Source organism: Burkholderia sp. SJZ089 (genome assembly GCF_007828315.1).
GTDB classification, from domain to species: domain Bacteria; phylum Pseudomonadota; class Gammaproteobacteria; order Burkholderiales; family Burkholderiaceae; genus Burkholderia; species Burkholderia gladioli.
On sequence record NZ_VIUM01000001.1, the window covers coordinates 144,662 to 164,714 of the forward strand.

Consider the following 20,053-nt stretch of genomic DNA (forward strand, 5'->3'; position numbering starts at 1 on the left):
CGCGCGGCTTGGAAAACGCGCGGCGGATCGGGTCGCCGCGCGTCGAGACAGTCGAATCAGGCGTAGCCGCCGTTCACGCGCAGCACCTGGGCATTGACCCAGGCGCCGTCGGGGCCGGCCAGGAAGGACACCGCCGAGGCAATGTCCTCCGGTTCGCCGAGCCGCTCGAGCGGCGCGAGCTTGGCCAGCTTGGCGACCTGCTCGTCGGTCTTGCCATTGAAGAACAGCTCGGTGGCCACCGGCCCCGGCGACACCACGTTGGCGGTGATGCCGCGTCCGCGCAGCTCGTTGGCGAGCACGCGCACCAGGCCCTCGACGCCGGCCTTGCTGGCGATATACGGCCCGTAGCCGGGGAACGAGAGCGCGATCACGCTGGTGGACAGCGCGATGATCCGGCCGCCGCGCTGCATGCGCCTGGCCGCCTGCGCCAGCACCAGGAAGCTGCCGCGCAGGTTGGTGGCGATGGTGCGATCGAAGGCCTCGAGCTGCTCGGTGTCGATGGCCGCCATCGACATCACGCCGGCGCTGTTGACCACCACGTCGACGTTGCCGAAACGCTCGATGGTGGTGTCGAACAGGCGCGCGACATCGGCCTCGCTGGCCACGTCGCCCTGCACGGCGATGGCGGTGCCGCCGGCCTCGACGATCGCGCCGACGGTTTCCTGCGCCGCCACCGCGTTGCCGGCGTAATTGACGACCACGGCGAAGCCGTCGGCGGCCAGGCGGGTGGCGATGGCGCGGCCGATGCCGCGCGAGCCGCCGGTCACGATCGCGGCGCGGATGGGGGATGCATTCATGCTTGGGCTCCTGGGTTCGAGAGGGCTGGCTTGCCCGTCAGGAACGCATTCTTCGCCTTTCCCGCGCCCCGATAAATCCACGTGGCTTGCGAACACAATTCAACCGGCGTCAATAATTGCATTGTCGATTGGGGAAAACTGCGGCAATTCCTGGATGACGATGCTGATAAAGTGACGCTCATATTCAACCTGAATCAACAATCGCGCCCATGGACCGTCTCGATACCCTGCAGTTGTTCACCCGGATCGTGGAGACGGGCAGCTTCAGCCGCTCGGCCGACATGCTCGGGATTCCCCGCGCCAGCGCGACCCACGCGATCAAGCAGTTGGAGGCGCGGCTCGGCACGCGCCTGCTGGAGCGCACCACGCGCCAGGTGCGGCCCACGCCGGACGGCAGCGCGTTCTACGAGCGCTGCGTGCTGGTGCTCACCGAGCTCGACGATGCCGAAGCCTCGCTACGGCAAGTGGCCTCGAATCCGCGCGGGGTGCTGCGCGTGGACATGCACGGCACGCACGCCACCACGATCGTGATCCCGCGCATCGACGACTTCCATCGCCGCTATCCCGAGATCGAGCTGGTGGTCAGCAGCGGCGACCGGCTGGTCGACCTGGTGCGCGAGGGTGTCGACTGCGTGGTGCGCGGCGGCCGCCCGCACGATTCCTCGCTGGTCGCGCGGCGGCTCGCAATGATGCCGCAGGTGATCTGCGCGAGCCCGGCCTACCTGGCGGAATTCGGCATGCCGAAACATCCCGACGAACTGCCCGGGCACCGCGCGGTGCGCTTCTTCTCGAGCAACGGCAACATCGACTACCCGTTCTCGCTGGTGGTGGACGGCGAGGTGCGCGACTACGACATCGGCGGCTGGATCTCGGTCAACGACGCGGAGAACTACGTGGTCGCCGCCGAGCGTGGCTGCGGGTTGATCCAGGTGCCGCGCTTCCACCTCGAGGGCGCCTTGCGCGACGGGCGGCTGGTGGAGGTGCTGCCCGGGTGGCGCAGCCCGGACCTGCCGCTCACGGCGCTGTACCCGTATCGGCGGCAGCTCTCGCCGCGCGTGCGCGTGTTCGTCGACTGGCTGCGCGAGATCTACACCGAGCTGTTCGGCCCGGCCTGAGGGCGCGGCGGGCCGGCGGCGGCCTTATTCCCGGCGCGTTTTAGCATCGAAAGAATCGGACTTTGGCGGCCCCGGTCGCGCGGATAAGATCGCGGCTCCCGCAGCCTGAGCGTTCCGCGCACGACAATAATGAATCGATCCGCCGCCTCGACATCCCCCGCATCCTCGTCCAGCCCGCGTTCCCGTGTTCGTCTCCCACTGCTCGCCGCGGCCATCGCCGGGGCGGTGGCGCTGGCCTCCTGCGGCGGCAGCGACAGCGAGGTGGCGAGCGGCCCGAGCGCGCCTTCGACACCGCCGCCGGCCGCGCACAAGCGCGCCAACATCCTGTACATCACGGCCGACGATCTCGGCTATTCCGACATCCACGCCTTCGGCGGCGAGATCAACACGCCGAACCTCGACGCGCTGGTGGGCTCGGGCCGCATCCTCGCCAACCATCATGCCGGCACGGTCTGCGCGATCACGCGCTCGATGCTGATCTCGGGCACCGACCACCACCTGGTCGGCGAGGGCACGATGGGCGCGCCGACCGACGAACGTCGCGGCCTGCCCGGCTACGAGGGTTACCTGAACGACCGCTCGCTGTCGATCGCGCAACTGCTCAAGGATGCCGGCTATCACACCTACATGGCCGGCAAGTGGCACCTCGGCTCGGGCATCGTCGGCAGCGCCAGCGGCGGCGGGCAGACGCCCGACCAATGGGGCTTCGAGCGCAGCTACGCGCTGCTCGGCGGCGCCGCCACCAATCACTTCGCGCACGAGCCGGCCGGTTCGAAAAACTACACGGAAGACGGCCGCTACGTGCAGCCGGGCCAGCCCGGCCAACCGGGCGGCGCCGGCGGCAGTCCCGCGGTGTTCTACTCGACCGACTTCTACACGCAGAAGCTGATCGCCGATATCGATGCGAACCACGGAGACGGCAAGCCCTTCTTCGCCTACGCCGCCTATACCTCGCCGCATTGGCCGCTGCAGGTGCCGGACCCGTGGCTGCACAAGTACGCGGGCGTCTACGACGCCGGCTACGACGCGATCCGCAACGCGCGCATCGCGCGGCAGAAGGCGCTGGGCCTGATCCCGGCCGACTTCCAGCCGTTCGGCGGGTTGCCGGAGACGCTCACGCGCTCGCCCGCCACCGCCAACAACGGCACGCCGGCCGCGCGGTACATCAGCGCCGTGCATCCCGCCGCGGCCGGCTACAGCGACTACGGCCAGGGCAAGGTGGACAAGGCCTGGGCCAGCCTGTCGCCGGCCGAGCGCCGCGCGCAGGCGCGCTACATGGAGATCTACGCCGGGATGGTCGAGAACCTCGACTACAACATCGGCCTGCTGATCCAGCACCTGAAGGACATCGGCGAATACGACAACACCTTCGTCATGTTCCAGTCGGACAACGGCGCCGAGGGCTGGCCGATCGACTCGGGCGCCGATCCCACCGCCACCGATACCGCCAACGCGCAGGACCCGGTGTATTCGGCGCTCGGCACCGACAACGGCCAGCAGAACGCGCAGCGCCTGCAATACGGGCTGCGCTGGGCCGAGGTCAGCGCCACGCCGCTGCGCCTCAGCAAGGGGTATTCGGCCGAGGGCGGCGTGTCGGTGCCGGCCATCGTGCACCTGCCGGGGCAGACGCGTGCCTTGCCGACGCTGAACCTGTTTACACACGTCACCGACGACACCGCCACCTTCCTCGACGTGGCCGGCGTCGCGCCGCCCTCGCAGCCGGCGCCGCCGCTGATCAACACGCTGACCGGCGTCGACGCGAATCGCGGCAAGGTGATCTACGGCGATCGCTACGTCTACCCGGTCAGCGGCAAGTCGCTGTTGCCGGTGCTGGCCGGCACCGCCACCGGCGAGGTGCATACCGCGCCGTTCGGCGACGAAGCCTATGGCCGCGCCTACCTGCGCAGCGCCGACGGCCGCTGGAAGGCGCTGTGGACCGAGCCGCCGCTGGGGCCGGCCGACGGCCACTGGCAGCTCTACGACCTGAAGGCCGACCGCGGCGAGACCAACGACGTCTCGGCGCAGAACCCGTCGATCGTGCAAACCCTGTTCGATCAGTGGAACGCCTACATGGCCAGCGTGGGCGGCGTGGAGCCGCTGCGCCCGGTCGGTTACTACTGAGCCGCGATCGATGCGTTTCGTGACGAAAACCGCGCTGGCCGGCGTTGCGCTGTTCGCCGCCGCCTTCGCGCTCTCGTATGCGGCCGCGGGCTGGCAGGCCGCGCCCGATGCCGCGTTCGACGCGGCCAATCGCGGCCGGCCGCTGGCGCCGCTCGGCAGCGAGTCGCGCTGCGAGCGTTATGGCGGGATTCCCGCAGGCTGGCGCGAGGATCCCAAGGCGGGCATGGTCCACCTGCATGCCGGCGCCTTCGTGTTCGGCAGCCCGCGCGGCTACCCGGACGAGCGGCCGGCCGGCGACGGGCGCACCCGCGTCGGCGGTTTCTGGATCGACCAGACCGATGTCACGGTGGCCCAGTTCGACAGCTTCGTGCGGGCCACCGGCTACCTGACCGAGGCCGAGCGGCAGGGCGGCGCGGCAGTGTTCCACGTGCCCTCGCGCGAGGAACTGGCCGCGCGCGACCTGGCCTGGTGGAGCTGGGTGAAGGGCGCCTCGTGGCGGCACCCGACCGGCCCCGGCAGCAGCGTGGACGGGCGCGGCAACCTGCCGGTGACGCTGGTCACGCTGCACGACGCGCTCGCCTATGCGCGCTGGCTCGGCCGCGATTTGCCGACCGAGGCGGAATGGGAATACGCGGGCAAGGCAGGCCGCGACGGCGCCGATCTCGATGCCGCGCCGGTGGGCAGCGACGGCAAACCCGCGGCGAACTACTGGCAAGGTGTGTTTCCAGTGATCGACACGGCCGAGGACGGCCATGCCGGGCTCGCGCCGGTAGGCTGTTATGCCGCCAACGATTTCCGGCTCTACGACATGATCGGCAACGCCTGGGAATGGACCCGCGATGCCTACGGCGGCCCGCATCAGTCGCATACCAACGGCGACACCGCCGCCGTCGCGCCGACCTCGCGACCGCACGACACGCCGATGGTGATCAAGGGCGGCTCCTTCCTCTGCGCGCGCGATTACTGCGTGCGTTACCGCGCCTCGTCGCGCGAGAGCCAGGAAGCCGACCTGGCCGCCTCGCATATCGGCTTCCGGACCATCCTGAGGGACGCCTCGTGAGCGGCCTCGACAAGCCGGCCTCGCGCCGGCGAATGGCGGCGCGCGTGCTCGGCATCGCCTTGTGCTGCGGCTGGAGCGCGGCCTGGTCCTTGCCGCCGGTGCCGGCCGTCGCTTCCGCCACGCACGGGGCGACGCGCTCGGCGGCACCGCTGCGTATCGGCGTGACACCGGGCCCGCATGCCGAGATCGCCGAGGAGGTGCGCCGCATCGCGGCCGCTCGCGGGCTGGCCATCGAGGTGCGGCGCTTCGACGATCCGGCGCGTATCGACGCGGCCCTCGCGGCCGGCCGGCTCGATGCGGCGAGTTTCGAGGACGCGCGCCAGCTCGAGGCCGCGCGCCGCGCGCACGGTTACGCGCTGAGCAGCGTCGCCCCCACCGTGACCTTGCCGCTCGCGCTCTATTCGCGACGGCTGCAAGGCCTGAGCCAGTTGCGCCCCGGCGCGACCGTGGCGATCCCGGCCGACCGGCGCGGCGCTTCGCGCGCGCTGGTGCTGCTGCAGAACGAGAACCTGCTGAGGCTGCGCGAGGCGGCCGGGCTCGATGCCACGCGGCGCGACGTGCTCGGCAACCGGCTCGGGCTGCGCCTGGTCGAGCGGCCCGCCGGCGAGCTGTATGCCGCGCTCGATCATGCCGACCTGGTGGCGATGGATCGCGAGACCGCGCAGCGCGCCGGCCTGCAGCCGGGGCGCGACAGCATCGGCACCGAGGACGCGCGCTCGCCCTATGCGAGCGTGCTGACGATCCGCGATGCCGATCGCGGCCAGCCCTGGGTCGGCGAACTGGTCGCCGCCTATCACGCCGAACCTCTCGCGCACTTCCTGCTGGTGCGCTACCAGGATTCGGTGCGGCGGCCGTGGTGATGTCCGGCTTGCCCGCGCGATCCTCGTCCGCGCCGATCCGGCTGGTGCCGCGCGGCGCCTCGTTCGCGCTGGCCTGTCATGCCTGCGGGCGCTGCTGCAACAGCCCGCCGTCGCTGTCGATGCGCGAGCTGTTCCGGCATCGCGAGCGTTTCGTCGCCAGCATCGCGATCGCGCGCGTGCCGCGGCGCCGGCTCGGCGAGCGGATCCGGATCGGCGAACTCGGCCACGAACTCGATGCCGAGGACCTCGCCGCGCACGATGCGTTGGCCGATCGTCTCTATCCGCGTATCGCGCCCGGCGGCGATTGCTTGTCGCTGAGCTTGCGCGGCCACGACTATGCCTCGCGCGAACGATGCCCCGCGCTGTCCGACGACGGCCATTGCAGCCTGCATGCGGCGGGCAAGCCGGCGATCTGCGAGGCGGTGCCGCTCGATCCGCTGGCGCCCGATCGCCTGCAGGCCTTCGTGCTGGGCGCTCGGCGCGAGCAGGCCGAATGGATCGGCGCCGGGTGCTTGAGCGAGAGGGGCGAACCCGATGTGACGGATGCTGCCGAGCCCTTGGTCGAAGCAGGGCGCGTGCTGGCCGGCGCGGCGCTGGCGGCTTGTCGGGAGGCACTGGAAGTGGAGCGCGCGATCTGGCGCGATGCGATCGCCGCGCAATTGATCGCGAGCGGCCCGGAATGGGCGAGAAGTTGGGCGCAACTGCCCCCGGGCGCGCACCTGACGATCCCCGCCGTTCCCGCCTTGCTGGCGATCGCGCGAATTTCATCGCGCTGCCGCGAGGCAACGATCGAGGTGCTCGACTGCCAGCGCCGCCTGATCGGCAGCATGGTCGAAGCGGCACTCGAACGGCGCCTGCCCGAGGATCGCGCCACCACGCGCGAACTGCGCGCTCATGCCGAAGCCTGTGAGAAGGCGCGGCGTGAACTGGCATCGATAGACGCCGCGCCGGTGCCACCAGCTATCGACAGCGCGGCGGTGGAGGCGTGGCTCGGCCTCGCCTGACGTGCCCACGGTCTCGGCAGGATTCACGGCGGCTGGCGAGCGTCGTGACGAAGAAAGCGGAAAACACGTTCGTGATCGATCGAACCAAGCACGCCCGGCAGGCAGCGGATCACGCGTCGCTCAGCCTCGTTCCCCTTGCGCGTGCTCCGGCATGGCGCGTTCGAAATCGCCGGCCAGCGCCCCCAGCGTGACCTGGCCCAGCTTGGCCAGCAAGGCCGCCTCGGCCTCCGCCAGCGTCGCGCGCAGATGCGCGTTGACGGCGCGCTCCACCAGGCATTGCGGGTGATCCTCGGACACCAGCTCCGAGAACAGCGGCGGCTCGCCCACCGCGCGATAGACGTCGAGCAGGGTGATCGCATCGAGCGAGACCGCCAGCGTCCAGCCGCCGCCATGTCCCTTTTCCGATTGCACGTAACCCGCATCGCGCAGGCCGCCAAGCAGGCGCCGCACCACCACCGCATTGGTGCAGAGCATCGCGGCGATCGCCTCGGAGGTCAGCGGCCCCTCGGCGCGGTTCATGTGGATCAGTGCGTGCAGCATCCGTGACAGGCGGCTATCGGTTCTCATGGTTCTCCGGGTTCGATCACGCAACATGGCGAGTTGCAAGACGGATGGTACACGCCTATCATGCAACTCTTGATGTTCCATGAAATGGCCGCCCACGTCGGCGGCAACCGGAGGACCCATGCAGTCACACCATGAAGTCGTCGTGATCGGCGGCAGTTTCGCGGGCCTGTCGGCCGCCATGCAACTGGCGCGGGCGCGTCGTCGCGTGCTCGTGATCGACGGCCGGCGGCCGCGCAACCGCTTCGCCGCGCATTCGCACGGCTTTTTCGGGCAGGATCGGCGCGCGCCGGCCGACATCATCGGCGACGCCACCGCCCAACTGGCCGAGTACCCGAGCGTCGAGATCCGGCTCGGCGAGGCGCATCGGGCGAAGCTTGACGAGGGCGGCGAGGGCGGCTTCGTGGTCACGCTCGACGACGGCGCCACGGTCACGGCCGAGCGCCTGATCCTCGCCACCGGCGTGCGCGACGAGCTGCCGGAGGTGGCGGGGCTGGCCGAGCGCTGGGGCGTGAGCGTGCTGCATTGTCCGTATTGCCATGGCTACGAGATCGGCGAGGGGCAGCTCGGCGTGCTGGCCACGCACCCGATGTCCTTCCATCAGGCGATGCTCGTGTCCGACTGGGGCCCGACCACCTGGTTCACGCAGGGCGCCATCGAGCCCGCCGCCGAGGAGATCGCCCAGCTCGCGGCGCGCGGCGTGAGGATAGAGACGAGCCCGGTGGCCGAGCTGCTCGGCGCGGCCCCCGCGCTCGACGGGCTGCGCCTGGCCGACGGGCGCGAATTCCCGCTCAAGGCCCTGTTCGTCGGCACCCGCACGCAGATGGCCAGCGACCTGGCCAGGCAGCTCGGCTGCGAGATCGAGACCACGCCGTTCGGCGAGATCGTGCGCGTCGACGCGATGAAGCAGACCAGCGTGCCCGGCGTGTTCGCCGCCGGCGACGCCTCGAACGCAATGACCAATGCCACCTTCGCCTCGGCCTCGGGCGTGATGGCCGGCGTCGCCGCGCATCGCTCGCTGGTTTTTCCGGAAGCACAGTGAGGGCCGGGTGGCGATCCGGCAAATTCGACCGGCTTCGCCGCCTGCCCGCGTCGCGATCGCGTCGGATTCGATGCCAGCGGCGGCAAGGATCGCGGTTGCCGCGTCCCTGGCCTCGTTATGACCGCCACTCATATTCGTATCCGATTTGCTTCGTTGTTTTGCGGCGCGCGCGGCCGTAGATTCTGGTTTTTGTTAGCCAGGAATCGTCGAACGTGTCCGTTTCCGCCGCTGTTGCTTCCCCCGTATCCGCCCCGGCCGCGCACGCGGTCGCGCCCCAGCATTTCGAGATCCTGCCGTTCGACGGCGCGCTCGGCGCCGAGATCGTCGGCCTCGACCTGTCACGGCCGATCGGCGAGGACGATTTCGCCCGCATCCACCGCGCCCACCTCGACCATCACGTGGTGGTGTTTCGCGACCAGCGCATCACGCCCGACGAGCACGTCGCCTTCAGCGCGCGCTTCGGCCCGCTGCAGCGGCATGTGCTGGCGCAGTTCGCGCTGCCCGGCCATCCCGAGGTGCTGATCGTCTCGAACATCCTCGAGAACGGCCAGCCGATCGGGCTCGGCGACGCCGGCCATTTCTGGCATTCCGACCTGTCCTACAAGGAAAAGCCGAGCCTGGGCTCACTGCTGCACGCGCAGGAGCTGCCCGCCGAGGGCGGCGACACGCTGTTCGCCAACATGCACCTGGCCTGGGACGCGCTGCCCGAGGCGCTCAAGCGCGAGGTGGAAGGGCGTCGCGCCGAACATACCTACCTGGCGCGTTACGCCGAGCTGCAGGCGCGCAGCCCGTGGCGCCCGAACCTGACGCCCGAGCAGATCGCCCAGGTGAAGGCCGTCGATCATCCGATCGTGCGCACCCATCCCGAGACGGGGCGCCGCGCGCTGTTCGTCAGCGAGCACTTCACCACGCGCATCGTCGGCCTGCCCGAGGACGAGAGCCGCGCGCTGCTCGACGAGCTGTTCGCGCACAGCGTGCGCGACGAGTTCGTGTACCGCCATCAATGGCGCGAGCACGACCTGGTGTTCTGGGACAACCGCTCGCTGATGCACCTGGCGGCCGGCACGCCCGATCACCTGCGCCGCAAGCTCTATCGCACCACGATCGAGGGCGACGCGCCGCGCTGAGGCGCTGGCCGATCCCGGCGGCGCACCGCGCCGCGCCGTTCGCATCGATGTCGTCGCGGCGTGCTTCGCGCCGCGATGGCCCGTCGTGCGCCCGCTTCCCGTTTTCCTTTCCCGCCAAGAGGTTCCCGATGCCGTCTCCGTTTCGCGCCGCGTTCGCGCGCCCCCGTTTTTCCGCGCGCCGCGCCGGCGCCTCGCTGCTGGCCGCGACGCTGGCCGTCGCCGGCTTCGGCGCCGCCGCGCCGGCCCATGCCGAGGGCAGGATCCGCATCGCCGAGCAGTTCGGCATCGTCTACCTGATGCTGAACGTGGCGCGCGACCAGCACCTGATCGAGCAGGAAGGCAAGAAGGCGGGGCTCGACATCCAGGTCGACTGGGTCAAGCTGTCGGGCGGCGCGGCCGTCAACGATGCGCTGCTGTCGGGCGCGGTGGACATCGCCGGGGCCGGCGTGGGGCCGCTGCTGACCGTCTGGGATCGCACCCACGGCCGGCAGAACGTGAAGGGCGTGGCCTCGCTCGGCAACCTGCCGTACTACCTCGTCAGCAACAACCCGGGCGTGAAGACCATCGCCGATTTCACCGACAAGGACCGCATCGCGGTGCCGGCCGTGGGCGTCTCGGTGCAGTCGCGCGTGCTGCAGTACGCGGCCGCCAGGCAGTGGGGCGACAAGTCCTACGACCGTCTCGACAAGCTCACCCAGGCGATCCCGCATCCCGACGCGGCGGCCGCCATCATCGCCAACAGCAGCGTGATCACCGGCCATTTCGGCAACCCGCCGTTCCAGCAGCAGGAACTGGCCGGCAACCCGAAGGCGCACATCGTGCTCAATTCCTACGACGTGCTGGGCGGCCCGAGCTCGGCCACCGTGCTGTACGCCACCGAGAAGTTCCGCGACGCCAACCCGAAGACCTATCGCGCCTTCGTGGCCGCGCTGAACGACGCGGCCAGGCTGATCGCCGCCGATCCCGAGCGCGCGGCCGACATCTATATCCGCGTCAACCAGTCGAAGATCGATCGCGCGCTGCTGCTGAAGATCCTGCGCGACCCGCAGGTGCAGTTCAAGACCGCGCCGCAGAACACGCTGGGGCTCGCGCAGTTCATGCATCGCGTCGGCGCGATCCGCAACGAGCCGAAGACGGTGCACGACTACTTCTTCGACGATCCCGCCACGCAGGGCGGCAGCTGATCCGCGCGAGGCGGCCGGCATCGCGCTTACCCGCCGCCGGCATTTGCATAGCCGCAATGATTGGTTGGGATCGCCGGGCGCCGCCGGTATGTTGATGTTTTATCCGTTGCACCGTCGAGGTCGAGCATGAGTCTGTCGAACGCCTGGTCCGCGCCGCATGTCGCGCGCGCCGGAAATGACGCGCAAGCCGCGCCGCGCGCCGCCCGGCGCGGTGAGGCCGGCGCCGCTGCCGAGCCGGGAGCCGGCGAGGCGCCGCTGTTGTCGGTCGATCGCGTCACGCTGGAATATCGCAGCGGCCAGCGCATCGTGCGTGCCACCCAGCGCGTGAGCTTCGAGGTCGATCACGGCGATCGCTTCGTGCTGCTCGGGCCTTCCGGCTGCGGGAAGTCGACCTTGCTGAAGGCGGTGGCCGGCTTCGTCGAGCCGGCCTCCGGCGGCATCTCGCTCGACGGCCGGCGCATCGACGGCCCGGGCGCCGATCGGGTCGCGGTGTTCCAGGAGTTCGACCAGCTTCCGCCCTGGAAGACCGTGCTCGAGAACATCGCGTTCCCGCTGCGCGTGGCGCGCAAGCTGTCGCGCGCCGAGGCTCGCGAACGCGCCGGCCACTATCTCGACAAGGTCGGCCTGTCCTCGTTCGCGAGCGCCTATCCGCATACGCTGTCGGGCGGCATGAAGCAGCGCGTGGCGATCGCCCGCGCGCTGGCGATGCAGCCGCGCGTGCTGCTGATGGACGAACCCTTCGCCGCGCTCGACGCGCTCACGCGCCGCAAGATGCAGGAGGAACTGCTGCGGCTGTGGGACGAGGCCCGCTTCACGCTGCTGTTCGTCACGCATTCGATCGAGGAGGCGCTGGTGATCGGCAACCGCATCCTGCTGCTGTCGCCGCATCCGGGCCGCGTGCGCGCCGAGCTGAACAGCGGGCGTTTCGCGCTCGACAGCATCGGCAGCGACGATTTCCAGCAGAGCGTGGCGCGCATCCATCACCTGCTGTTCGACGCGCCCGACGCGACGGCCGAGGACGCGGCACCGGCCCAGGAGCAACCCGCATGAGCACGCCATTCCCGCATCCCGGCGCCGGCGCGCCGGCCCGCCCCGAATACGAGCTGCCGCTGGAGCCGGCCGATGCCGGCACCGACAGCGTGCGCGCCTCGCTGGCCTCGCGCGTGCTCGGCTCGAGCGCGCTGCGCCGCGTGTTGATCGGCGCGGTGCTGATCGCGGCCTGGGAGATCGTTGCGCGCCTGGTCGACAACGACCTGCTGGTGCCGACCTTCGTCGCCACGCTGCGCGCCTTCGTGGAGGGCATCGCCTCGGGCGAACTGCTGGTGAAGACCGGCATCTCGCTGTCGGTGCTGCTGCGCGGCTACGCGATCGGCGCGGTGCTGGCCTTCGCGCTGACCTCGGTGGCGGTGTCCACCCGCATCGGCCGCGACCTGCTGTCGATGCTGACCGCCATGTTCAATCCGCTACCCTCGATCGCCTTGCTGCCGATCGCGCTGCTCTGGTTCGGGCTCGGCACCGGCAGTCTGCTGTTCGTGCTGGTCCATTCGGTGCTCTGGCCGCTGGCGCTGAGCATGTACACCGGCTTCCTCGGCGTGCCGGCCACGCTGCGCATGGCGGGCCGCAACTACGGCCTGCGCGGGCTGCGCTTCGTCTGGCTGATCCTGGTGCCGGCCGCGCTGCCCTCGATCCTGTCGGGGCTGCGGGTGGGCTGGGCCTTCGCCTGGCGCACGCTGATCGCGGCCGAGCTGGTGTTCGGCGCGAGCGCGGGGCAGGGCGGCCTGGGCTGGTACATCTTCCAGAACCGCAACGAGCTGTACACCGATCGCGTCTTCGCCGGCCTCGCGGCGGTGATCGTGATCGGCCTGCTGGTCGAGCATCTGGTGTTCGATACGCTCGAACGCCTGTCGATCCGGCGCTGGCACGCGTGAGGGCGAAACCGTCCGCCGGCGGGTCGCGGCGGTCGTGCACGCGTTTTCGGCGATTGTGATAGATTTTCGCCGCGGCGCACTTCGGTGCGTCGCAACGTTCTCAGGGCGGGGCGAAATTCCCCACCGGCGGTAATCGTGCCTCGTGCACGTAGCCCGCGAACAGCTCGCGCCAGGCTCACCTGCGCGATGCCTGCCGACCCGGTGCGATCCCGGGGCCGACGGTCATAGTCCGGATGAGAGAGAGCGGGGTTTTTGCCGCACGCGCAAGGCGTGCGGTGTGGCCCTGTGCGCCCATTCAACTCAAACACAGGACCCGTCGATGACTCAGCCGTATTCCGTTTCCCAAACTTCCCCCCGCCGTATCGCCTTTATCCAGTCCTGCTGGCACAAGGACATCGTCGACCAGTGCAAGACCTCGTTCGTCGCCTCGCTGGCGGCCGCGGGCATCGCCGAGTCGGAGATCGACTTCTTCGAGGTGGCCGGCGCCTTCGAGATCCCGCTGCACGCCAAGCTGCTGGCGAAGACCGGCAAGTACGCGGCCATCGCCTGCGCCGGCCTGGTGGTGGACGGCGGCATCTACCGCCACGAGTTCGTCGCGCAGGCGGTGATCTCCGGCCTGATGCAGGTCGGCCTCGAGACCGAGACGGTGGTGCTCAGCGCGGTGCTGACGCCGCATCATTTCCATCACGGCTCGCACGAGCACACCAGCTTCTTCCACGAGCACTTCGTGGTGAAGGGCAAGGAACTGGCGCACGCCTGCGCCGATACGGTGGCGAAGGTCGCCGCGCTGCGCGGCGCGGCAGAGGCCACGACCATCAAGCAGGCGGCGTAAGCCGACACTCGACCCGGCGGCAATGAAAAAGGCGGCCTTTCGGCCGCCCGTGGTTCGCGAGCGCCGCTCAGCGCTCGCCGGCCCGCCAGCGCAAGGGCGTCCCGCGGCGGCGCACCTGATAGACCAGCCACAGCCACACCAGCCAGCCCATCCCGGCATAGAGGGCAACGCGCGTGTCCTCGAACCAGCCGATCATCGCCACCACGAACAGCATGAAGGCGATCGCCAGCGCCGGGCCGAGCGGCCACAGCGGCACGCGGAACTTCAGCGCCTCGACCTCGGCGCGCGCCAGCCGGCGCCGCATCGCCACCTGCGAGAGCAGGATCATCAGCCAGACCCAGACCGTCGCGAAGGTGGCGATCGCCGCCACGGTCTGGAACACGTCCTTCGGCGTCAGGTAGTTGAGCACCACGCCCACCAGCAGCGCGCCGGCCATCACCAGCACCGTCATGTAGGGCACGCCCTGTTTCGAGGTGGCGGCCAGCAGGCGCGGCGCCTGGCCCTGCCGGGCCATGCCGTACATCATGCGGCCCGCGCCGAAGATGTCGCTGTTGATCGCCGAGATGGCGGCGCTGATCACCACCACGTTGAGGATGCTGGCGGCCGACTTCACGCCGAGCGCCGAGAAGATCTCGACGAAGGGGCTGCCGCTGGTGCCCACGCCGGTCCAGGGGAAGATCGACATCAGCACGATCATGGTCAGCACGTAGAACAGCAGGATGCGCACCGGCACCGCGTTGATCGCGCGCGGGATCACCTGCTCGGGGTTCTTCGCCTCGCCGGCGCTCATGCCGATCACCTCGATGCCGCCATAGGCGAAGATCACCACCGACAGCGATGCCACCAGCCCGCCGAAGCCGTTCGGCAGGAAACCGCCGTGCGACCAGAGGTTGGCGAGCGAGGGCGCGGCCGCGTCGGCGCTGCCCAGGTGCATGCCGACCACGAGGATCGCGATGCCGCCGACGATCATCGCGCCGATCGCCACCACCTTGATGATCGACAGCCAGAATTCGAGCTCGCCGAACACCTTGACCTGGCAGAGGTTGAGCCCGCAGATGATGGCCACGATCGCCAGCACCCAGATCCATTGCGGCACGCCCGGAAACCAGAAGCCCATGTAGATGCCGAAGGCGGTCACGTCGGCGATCGCCACGATCACCATCTCGAGCGTGTAGGTCCAGCCCGTCACGAAGCCCGCGAAGGGGCCGAGGTTGTCGCTGGCGTACTGGCCGAAGGAGCCGGCCACCGGCTCGCGCACCGCCATTTCGCCGAGCGCGCGCATCACCATGTAGACCGCCGCGCCGCCGACGATATAGGCCAGGATCACGGCCGGGCCGGCCAGGCGGATGGCGGAAGCGGAACCATAGAACAGGCCCGTGCCGATGGCCGAGCCGAGTGCGAGAAAACGGATGTGACGCGCGCCGAGATGGCGTTGCAAGTGCTTCATCGTGTCTCCGTGATTGGATTGGCGGGCCGGCATCACGGCCGGCCGCAGCGCCCGAAGTTGTCTAGTCAAGTTGAATCGAGCGGGGATCATCATACCAATGCTCGGCGCACGGAAAAAGGGGCTGGGGAAGCAAGAATGCCGCGTCCTTTCGGACGCTCGAATCATGTCGAGGCGCACCGATCAGGCCAATCGGCTTAGTCACAAATCACTTGAACAAACAATTGGAGGATTCTGATTTTCTTTAATTGTTGCAAGATCCCCGCATCCGGCCCCTGATGATTCGCGTTTGATGCTACCGTTCGCCACGAGAGAAAAATTCGTAAGAATGATAATGACGAACGACCAGACCAGCCGCCAAACCGGGGTGATGCGCGAAATGACGCGCGTCAGCGTGTCCATCGCAGACATCTTCATACCGTGCCGCATCGCCGATGCCGCCGCGCGCCGATCCCGGCCGCCGGCCTCGATCGCCAGCGCCGCCACTTCGGGCTAGTTATCCGCCTCCAGCGGGGCGCTGCCGAAGCCGTTTCCTCCCCAATCTGATTCGCGCGAATCGCGTGCGCACCGGCCAATGCCGGGGTCCGCGCGTGCGCGCGGCCGTGCCGGCCGGATCCGGCGCCGGCCAACCGTTCCACCGATGTTTTTCAACCGATGAGGAGCCCCTCGATGACTCAACCCATTCGTTCCCGCGCCTGCGTGGCGGCCATGGCCGCCGCGCTCGCGCTCGGCCTCGGCGCCTGCGCGACCGAATCCTCGCGCAGCCTGCCGGTGGCGCCGACCCCGAGCGCCCAGGTGCCGTTCGCCGGCAAGCCGGTGGCGATCTCGGTCGGCAAGTTCGACAACCGCTCCAGCTACATGCGCGGCATCTTCTCCGACGGCATCGACCGCCTCGGCGGCCAGGCCAAGACGATCCTGATCACGCACCTGCAGCAGAGCCGCCGCTTCAGCGTGCTCGATCGCGACAACCTCGACGAGATCCGCCAGGAATCGGCCTTCCTGAAACAGCAGCAGGCCGTGAAGGGCGCGCGCTACGTGGTGACCGGCGACGTGACCGAGTTCGGCCGCAAGGAAGTCGGCGATCACGAGCTGTTCGGCATCCTCGGCAGCGGCAAGCAGCAGGTGGCCTATGCCAAGGTGAACCTGAACATCGTCGATACCGCCACCTCCGAGGTGGTGCTGTCGAGCCAGGGCGCCGGCGAGTTCAGCCTGTCGAGCCGCCAGGTGATCGGCTTCGGCGGCACCGCCAGCTACGACTCGACGCTCAACGGCAAGGTGCTCGACCTGGCGATCCAGGAAGCCGTCGAGCGCCTCGTCGCGCAAGTCGACGCCGGCGCCCTGGGCGCCACCAAGTGAGCCGTGCATAAACGGCCATCCCGCGTTTCACCCTCGACCACACGACCACGATGAAGACCATCACGTTCATCCGCGGCGCCGGGCTGTCGCTCGCCGTCGCCAGCGCGCTGCTGACCGGCTGCGCCGCCCCGGGCACGCCGCCGCTCTACCAATGGGACGGCTACCAGCGCGGCGTCTACGACTACTTCAAGGCCGAGAAGTCGCCGCAGGAGCAGATCGACGCGCTCGAGAAGTCGCTGCAGAAGATCCGCGCGCAGGGCCATCGCCCGCCGCCGGGTTTCGAGGCGCAGCTGGGCGTGCTCTACGCCACCGTCGGCAACGACGAGCAGGCGATGCAGGCCTTCCAGGCCGAGAAGGACGCGTTCCCGGAATCGGCCTCGTACATGGACTTCCTGATGAAGAAGAAGGCCGGCGGCAAGGATGCCGGGCCCGATCCCAAGCCGGCCGTCCAGCCCGCCACGGCGCCCGCCGCCGCTTCGGCGGCCCATCCCGACACCACCGCGCAGGCCGCGAACCACTGACCGGAGCTCCCCATGTTGCAACGCATTTCGATCAAGCTGCTGTCGGCCGTCGCGCTGCTGGCCATGCTGGCTGCCTGCGCGGGCCCCGTCCAGCACCCCGACTACACGGCCTTCAAGCGCAGCCAGCCGAAGTCGATCCTGGTGCTGCCGCCCGTCAACAACACCAACGAGGTGAAGGCGAGCTTCGGCGTGCTGTCGCGGGTCACCCTGCCGCTGGCGGAGTCGGGCTACTACGTGGTGCCGGTCGGCCCGATGGAGGAGACCTTCAAGTACAACGGCCTGACCACGCCCAACGACATCGCCGAGGTGTCGCCCGCCAAGCTGCGTGAGATCTTCGGCGCCGACTCGGCGCTCTACATGACGGTCACCCGTTACGGCACCACCTACCAGGTGATCGACAGCGTCACCGTCGTCTCGGTGAGCGCCAAGCTTGTCGACCTGCGCACCGGCGACGTGCTCTGGACCGGTTCGCAGAGCGCCACCGACAAGGAACTGGGCGGCATGCACGGTGGCGTGCAGGGCGGCGGCATGGTCGGTCTGTTCGTCAACCTGGCCCAGGCGGCCGTCAAGCAGATCGCGAAGACGGTGACCGACGAGAGCGTCGACGTGGCCGGGCTGACCAATGCCAAGCTGCTGTCGGCCGGGCCGCCCAACGGTCTGTTGTACGGGCCGCGCTCGCCGAAGTACGGCACCGACTGAGCCCGCGCGGCGGCCCGGGTTTCGGCTCGGGCCGCCGTGGCGCCGCCTTGCCACGACCCGTCGGACGGATCCGGTTTTCCGGAGCGCCCGACGGGTTTTTATCGTTGACGGTGTCGTTCACGGTACCGCCGGCAGCGGCTCCCACGGCTGTTACAAACTTTCCCGTCCCCGGCTGTCCCGTTTTCCGTTCTCGCGGGTCATGGCTGCAAGGACCGCTGTGGATGGGCGGTATGATCGCGGCTTCGTCCGCGTGCCGCACTGCCGCAAATTCCTGGAGGATTCGCGGCGGCGCGGCGTATCACGTGACTTTCGGAACCTGGATGGACAAGCTGTTGAAGCCTTACCCGACCTCGATCGCCGCGCCCGCGGCGCTGACGGCATGAGCGCCGGCCTCGAGCGCTGGCGGCGGCTGGCGCCGCTGGTGTCGCGGATCGTCTGCGCGATCGGCGGCGGTTACGCGCTCGGCGCGCTGGCCAGCGTGGCCGCGCTGGCCTTGCCGATCGCGGCGCCCCAGGCGGTGCTGACCGGCATGCTGGCCAGTTTCGCGTTCTACACCGGTGCGGTGATCTGGGTGTTCCTGGCGCGCAGCGCGACCCGCGCCTGGGCGGGGTTGCTCGCGGCGGCCTTGCCGCTCGCGGTGGCGGCCGCCTGCGTCGGCGCGGGAGTGATCGCCCGATGAGCATGGCACCGAACCCGACGACGCAACACGCCGCGAACCAGGGCGCGAAATCGGACATGAAGCCGGAAGCGAAACCGGGCGCGAAGCGCGCCGCCCCCAAGCCGCGCGGCGTGCGCCAGAGCATGTCGGACCTGCATACCTGGGCCGGGCTGCTGTGCGGCTGGATTCTCTACGCGATGTTCCTGACCGGCACGGTCAGCTACTTCAAGGACGAGATCTCGCAATGGATGCGCCCCGAACTGGCGCACCAGCAGCACACGCCCGACCCGGCCGAGGTGGCCAGGCGCGTGGTCGGCACCATGGCCACGCTGGCGCCGCAAAGCACGCAATGGGGCATCACGCTGCCGACCGATCGCAGCAACGTGGCGAGCGCGTTCTGGCGGCTCACGCCGGCCGAGATGGGCAAGGGGCGCTTCTTCGGCGAGGCCGCCTTCGATCCGGGCAACGGCCGCGTCACCGCCGCGCGCGACACGCTGGGCGGCGAATTCTTCTACCGCTTCCATTTCCAGTTCTATTACATGTCGCCGATCTGGGGCCGCTGGATCGCCGGCTTCTGCGCGATGTTCATGCTGGTGGCGATCGTCAGCGGCGTGATCACGCACAAGAAGATCTTCGTCGACTTCTTCACCTTCCGCTGGGGCAAGGGCCAGCGTTCCTGGCTCGACGCGCACAACGTGCTGTCGGTGTTCGGCCTGCCGTTCCACCTGATGATCACCTACACGGGCCTGGTCACGCTGATGACCCTGTACATGCCCTGGGGCAACCAGCTCGCGATGAAGACGCCCGGCGAGCAGGCCGCGTTGAACGCGCAGATCAGCGCCTTCATCCAGCCGGCCGCGCCGAGCGGCAGGACGGCGCCGCTCGCGCCGGTCGACGCGATGGTGCGCGTCGCGCAGGCGCGCTGGGGCGAGCACGGGGTGGGCATGGTGACGGTGGTCAATCCCGGCGACGCGATCGCGCGCGTGGCGGTGGCGCGCGCCGAGGCCGGGCGCGTGTCCTCGAGCCCGCAATACCTGGTGTTCGACGGCGCCACCGGCAAGCTGGCCGAGGTGCACGACCGGGTGGGCGGCGCGGCCGAGACGCGCGGCGTGTTCTACGCGCTGCACCTGGGCCGCTTCAGCGACCTGCAACTGCGCTGGCTGTACTTCATCGTCAGCCTGGCCGGCACGGCGATGGTCGGCACCGGGCTGGTGATGTGGACCGTCAAGCGCCGCCAGCAACTGCCGGATCCGACGCGGCCGTATTTCGGCTTCCGGCTGGTCGAGCGGCTCAATATCGCCAGCATCGCCGGCCTGTCGATCGCGATGACGGCTTATCTGTGGGGCAACCGCCTGCTGCCGCTGGACCTGCCGCATCGCCAGGACGGCGAGATCAAGCTGTTCTTCGCGGTGTGGGGCGTGGCCCTGCTGTACGCGCTGCTGCGGCCGGCGCGGCGTGCCTGGATCGAGCTGCTGTGGCTGGCTGCCGGTTTGCTGGCGCTGCTGCCGGTGCTCAACGCGCTGACCACCGCGCGGCCGTTCTGGCGCAGCGTGGCCGAAGGCGATTGGGTATTCGCCGGCTTCGACCTGATGATGTGGGCCTTCGCGGCGCTGCATGCGCTGCTGGCGATCCGCGTGAGTCGCCATCGCGGCCGGGCACGCGCCGCGGGCAAGGGCGGGGCGGGCGGCAAGACGGGCTCCCGCGCCCCGGCCGCGAAACCCGACGAGGCGCGACTCTGATG

Annotated in this window: 21 protein-coding genes and 1 riboswitch; of the genes, 17 read left to right on the top strand and 4 right to left on the bottom strand. The window is 69.5% G+C overall.

The window, feature by feature from the left end; genetic code table 11:
- Positions 1-56: 56 nt before the first annotated feature.
- Positions 57-797: an SDR family oxidoreductase gene (locus FB600_RS00535; protein WP_145756042.1), complete on the bottom strand. Its 741-nt coding sequence runs from the start codon at positions 795-797 to the stop codon at positions 57-59.
- A 209-nt stretch (positions 798-1,006) separates the two neighbouring features.
- Between FB600_RS00535 and FB600_RS00540 the strand changes: the two genes are divergently transcribed.
- From FB600_RS00540 to FB600_RS00560, 5 genes are all read left to right on the top strand, one after another.
- Positions 1,007-1,912: a LysR family transcriptional regulator gene (locus tag FB600_RS00540; protein WP_025101401.1), complete on the top strand. Its 906-nt coding sequence runs from the start codon at positions 1,007-1,009 to the stop codon at positions 1,910-1,912.
- 129 nt (positions 1,913-2,041) lie between these two features.
- On the top strand, positions 2,042-4,033 hold the full coding sequence (locus FB600_RS00545) for an arylsulfatase (protein WP_145756043.1): 1,992 nt from the start codon (positions 2,042-2,044) through the stop codon (positions 4,031-4,033).
- Positions 4,034-4,043: 10 nt separating this feature from the next.
- The gene (locus FB600_RS00550) at positions 4,044-5,093 is read left to right on the top strand and encodes a formylglycine-generating enzyme family protein (RefSeq protein WP_145756044.1); all 1,050 of its coding nucleotides are present in this window, start codon (positions 4,044-4,046) and stop codon (positions 5,091-5,093) included.
- A gap of 32 nt (positions 5,094-5,125) precedes the next feature.
- On the top strand, positions 5,126-5,953 hold the full coding sequence (locus tag FB600_RS00555) for a MetQ/NlpA family lipoprotein (RefSeq protein ID WP_409995209.1): 828 nt from the start codon (positions 5,126-5,128) through the stop codon (positions 5,951-5,953).
- The gene (locus FB600_RS00560) at positions 5,953-6,957 is read left to right on the top strand and encodes a flagellin N-methylase (protein ID WP_145756046.1); all 1,005 of its coding nucleotides are present in this window, start codon (positions 5,953-5,955) and stop codon (positions 6,955-6,957) included. Before FB600_RS00555 ends, FB600_RS00560 begins: the two co-directional genes overlap by 1 nt.
- 120 nt (positions 6,958-7,077) lie before the next feature.
- On the opposite strand, the gene FB600_RS00565 is transcribed toward FB600_RS00560, so the two are convergent.
- A complete protein-coding gene (locus FB600_RS00565; RefSeq protein ID WP_096751130.1) occupies positions 7,078-7,524 on the bottom strand; it encodes an Rrf2 family transcriptional regulator in 447 nt (148 codons plus the stop codon).
- A gap of 118 nt (positions 7,525-7,642) precedes the next feature.
- Between FB600_RS00565 and FB600_RS00570 the strand changes: the two genes are divergently transcribed.
- The 6 genes from FB600_RS00570 (at position 7,643) to FB600_RS00595 (ending at position 13,634) form a co-directional block, all read left to right on the top strand.
- Positions 7,643-8,563 carry an NAD(P)/FAD-dependent oxidoreductase gene (locus FB600_RS00570; RefSeq protein WP_145756047.1) on the top strand — a complete coding sequence of 307 codons (921 nt, stop codon included), beginning with the start codon at positions 7,643-7,645 and terminating at the stop codon, positions 8,561-8,563.
- A gap of 287 nt (positions 8,564-8,850) precedes the next feature.
- A complete protein-coding gene (locus tag FB600_RS00575; RefSeq protein WP_223997854.1) occupies positions 8,851-9,690 on the top strand; it encodes a TauD/TfdA dioxygenase family protein in 840 nt (279 codons plus the stop codon).
- Between the two features lie 128 nt (positions 9,691-9,818).
- Positions 9,819-10,874 carry an ABC transporter substrate-binding protein gene (locus FB600_RS00580; RefSeq protein ID WP_098152353.1) on the top strand — a complete coding sequence of 352 codons (1,056 nt, stop codon included), beginning with the start codon at positions 9,819-9,821 and terminating at the stop codon, positions 10,872-10,874.
- Between the two features lie 126 nt (positions 10,875-11,000).
- On the top strand, positions 11,001-11,924 hold the full coding sequence (locus FB600_RS00585) for an ABC transporter ATP-binding protein (protein WP_096751134.1): 924 nt from the start codon (positions 11,001-11,003) through the stop codon (positions 11,922-11,924).
- The gene (locus FB600_RS00590) at positions 11,921-12,802 is read left to right on the top strand and encodes an ABC transporter permease (RefSeq protein WP_025100323.1); all 882 of its coding nucleotides are present in this window, start codon (positions 11,921-11,923) and stop codon (positions 12,800-12,802) included. Before FB600_RS00585 ends, FB600_RS00590 begins: the two co-directional genes overlap by 4 nt.
- A gap of 92 nt (positions 12,803-12,894) precedes the next feature.
- A riboswitch (FMN riboswitch) is annotated at positions 12,895-13,051 on the top strand.
- Between the two features lie 70 nt (positions 13,052-13,121).
- A complete protein-coding gene (locus FB600_RS00595) occupies positions 13,122-13,634 on the top strand; it encodes a 6,7-dimethyl-8-ribityllumazine synthase (RefSeq protein ID WP_013690304.1) in 513 nt (170 codons plus the stop codon).
- Positions 13,635-13,701: 67 nt separating this feature from the next.
- Here the strand turns inward: FB600_RS00595 and FB600_RS00600 are convergent, their stop codons facing one another.
- Positions 13,702-15,081, bottom strand: a complete 1,380-nt coding sequence (locus FB600_RS00600) for an amino acid permease (RefSeq protein ID WP_096751136.1) — start codon at positions 15,079-15,081, stop codon at positions 13,702-13,704.
- 198 nt (positions 15,082-15,279) lie between these two features.
- Positions 15,280-15,564, bottom strand: coding sequence for a hypothetical protein (locus FB600_RS00605; protein WP_124076752.1), 285 nt, complete (start codon positions 15,562-15,564; stop codon positions 15,280-15,282).
- 222 nt (positions 15,565-15,786) lie between these two features.
- Here FB600_RS00605 and FB600_RS00610 point away from each other — a divergent pair, with 222 nt between their 5' ends.
- The 6 genes from FB600_RS00610 (at position 15,787) to FB600_RS00630 (ending at position 20,051) form a co-directional block, all read left to right on the top strand.
- The gene (locus FB600_RS00610) at positions 15,787-16,434 is read left to right on the top strand and encodes a CsgG/HfaB family protein (RefSeq protein ID WP_373421855.1); all 648 of its coding nucleotides are present in this window, start codon (positions 15,787-15,789) and stop codon (positions 16,432-16,434) included.
- A gap of 50 nt (positions 16,435-16,484) precedes the next feature.
- Positions 16,485-16,955 (top strand): DUF4810 domain-containing protein, encoded by a 471-nt coding sequence (locus FB600_RS00615; protein WP_145756048.1) that lies wholly within the window; start codon positions 16,485-16,487, stop codon positions 16,953-16,955.
- 12 nt (positions 16,956-16,967) lie between these two features.
- Positions 16,968-17,654, top strand: a complete 687-nt coding sequence (locus tag FB600_RS00620) for a DUF799 domain-containing protein (protein ID WP_145756049.1) — start codon at positions 16,968-16,970, stop codon at positions 17,652-17,654.
- Positions 17,655-17,875: 221 nt separating this feature from the next.
- On the top strand, positions 17,876-18,037 hold the full coding sequence (locus tag FB600_RS37030; RefSeq protein ID WP_155296513.1) for a hypothetical protein: 162 nt from the start codon (positions 17,876-17,878) through the stop codon (positions 18,035-18,037).
- Positions 18,034-18,333 carry a DUF3649 domain-containing protein gene (locus FB600_RS00625; RefSeq protein ID WP_036056242.1) on the top strand — a complete coding sequence of 100 codons (300 nt, stop codon included), beginning with the start codon at positions 18,034-18,036 and terminating at the stop codon, positions 18,331-18,333. The genes FB600_RS37030 and FB600_RS00625 overlap by 4 nt, the downstream gene beginning before the upstream one ends.
- On the top strand, positions 18,330-20,051 hold the full coding sequence (locus tag FB600_RS00630; protein WP_145756050.1) for a PepSY-associated TM helix domain-containing protein: 1,722 nt from the start codon (positions 18,330-18,332) through the stop codon (positions 20,049-20,051). The genes FB600_RS00625 and FB600_RS00630 overlap by 4 nt, the downstream gene beginning before the upstream one ends.
- The last annotated feature ends 2 nt before the right edge of the window (positions 20,052-20,053 follow it).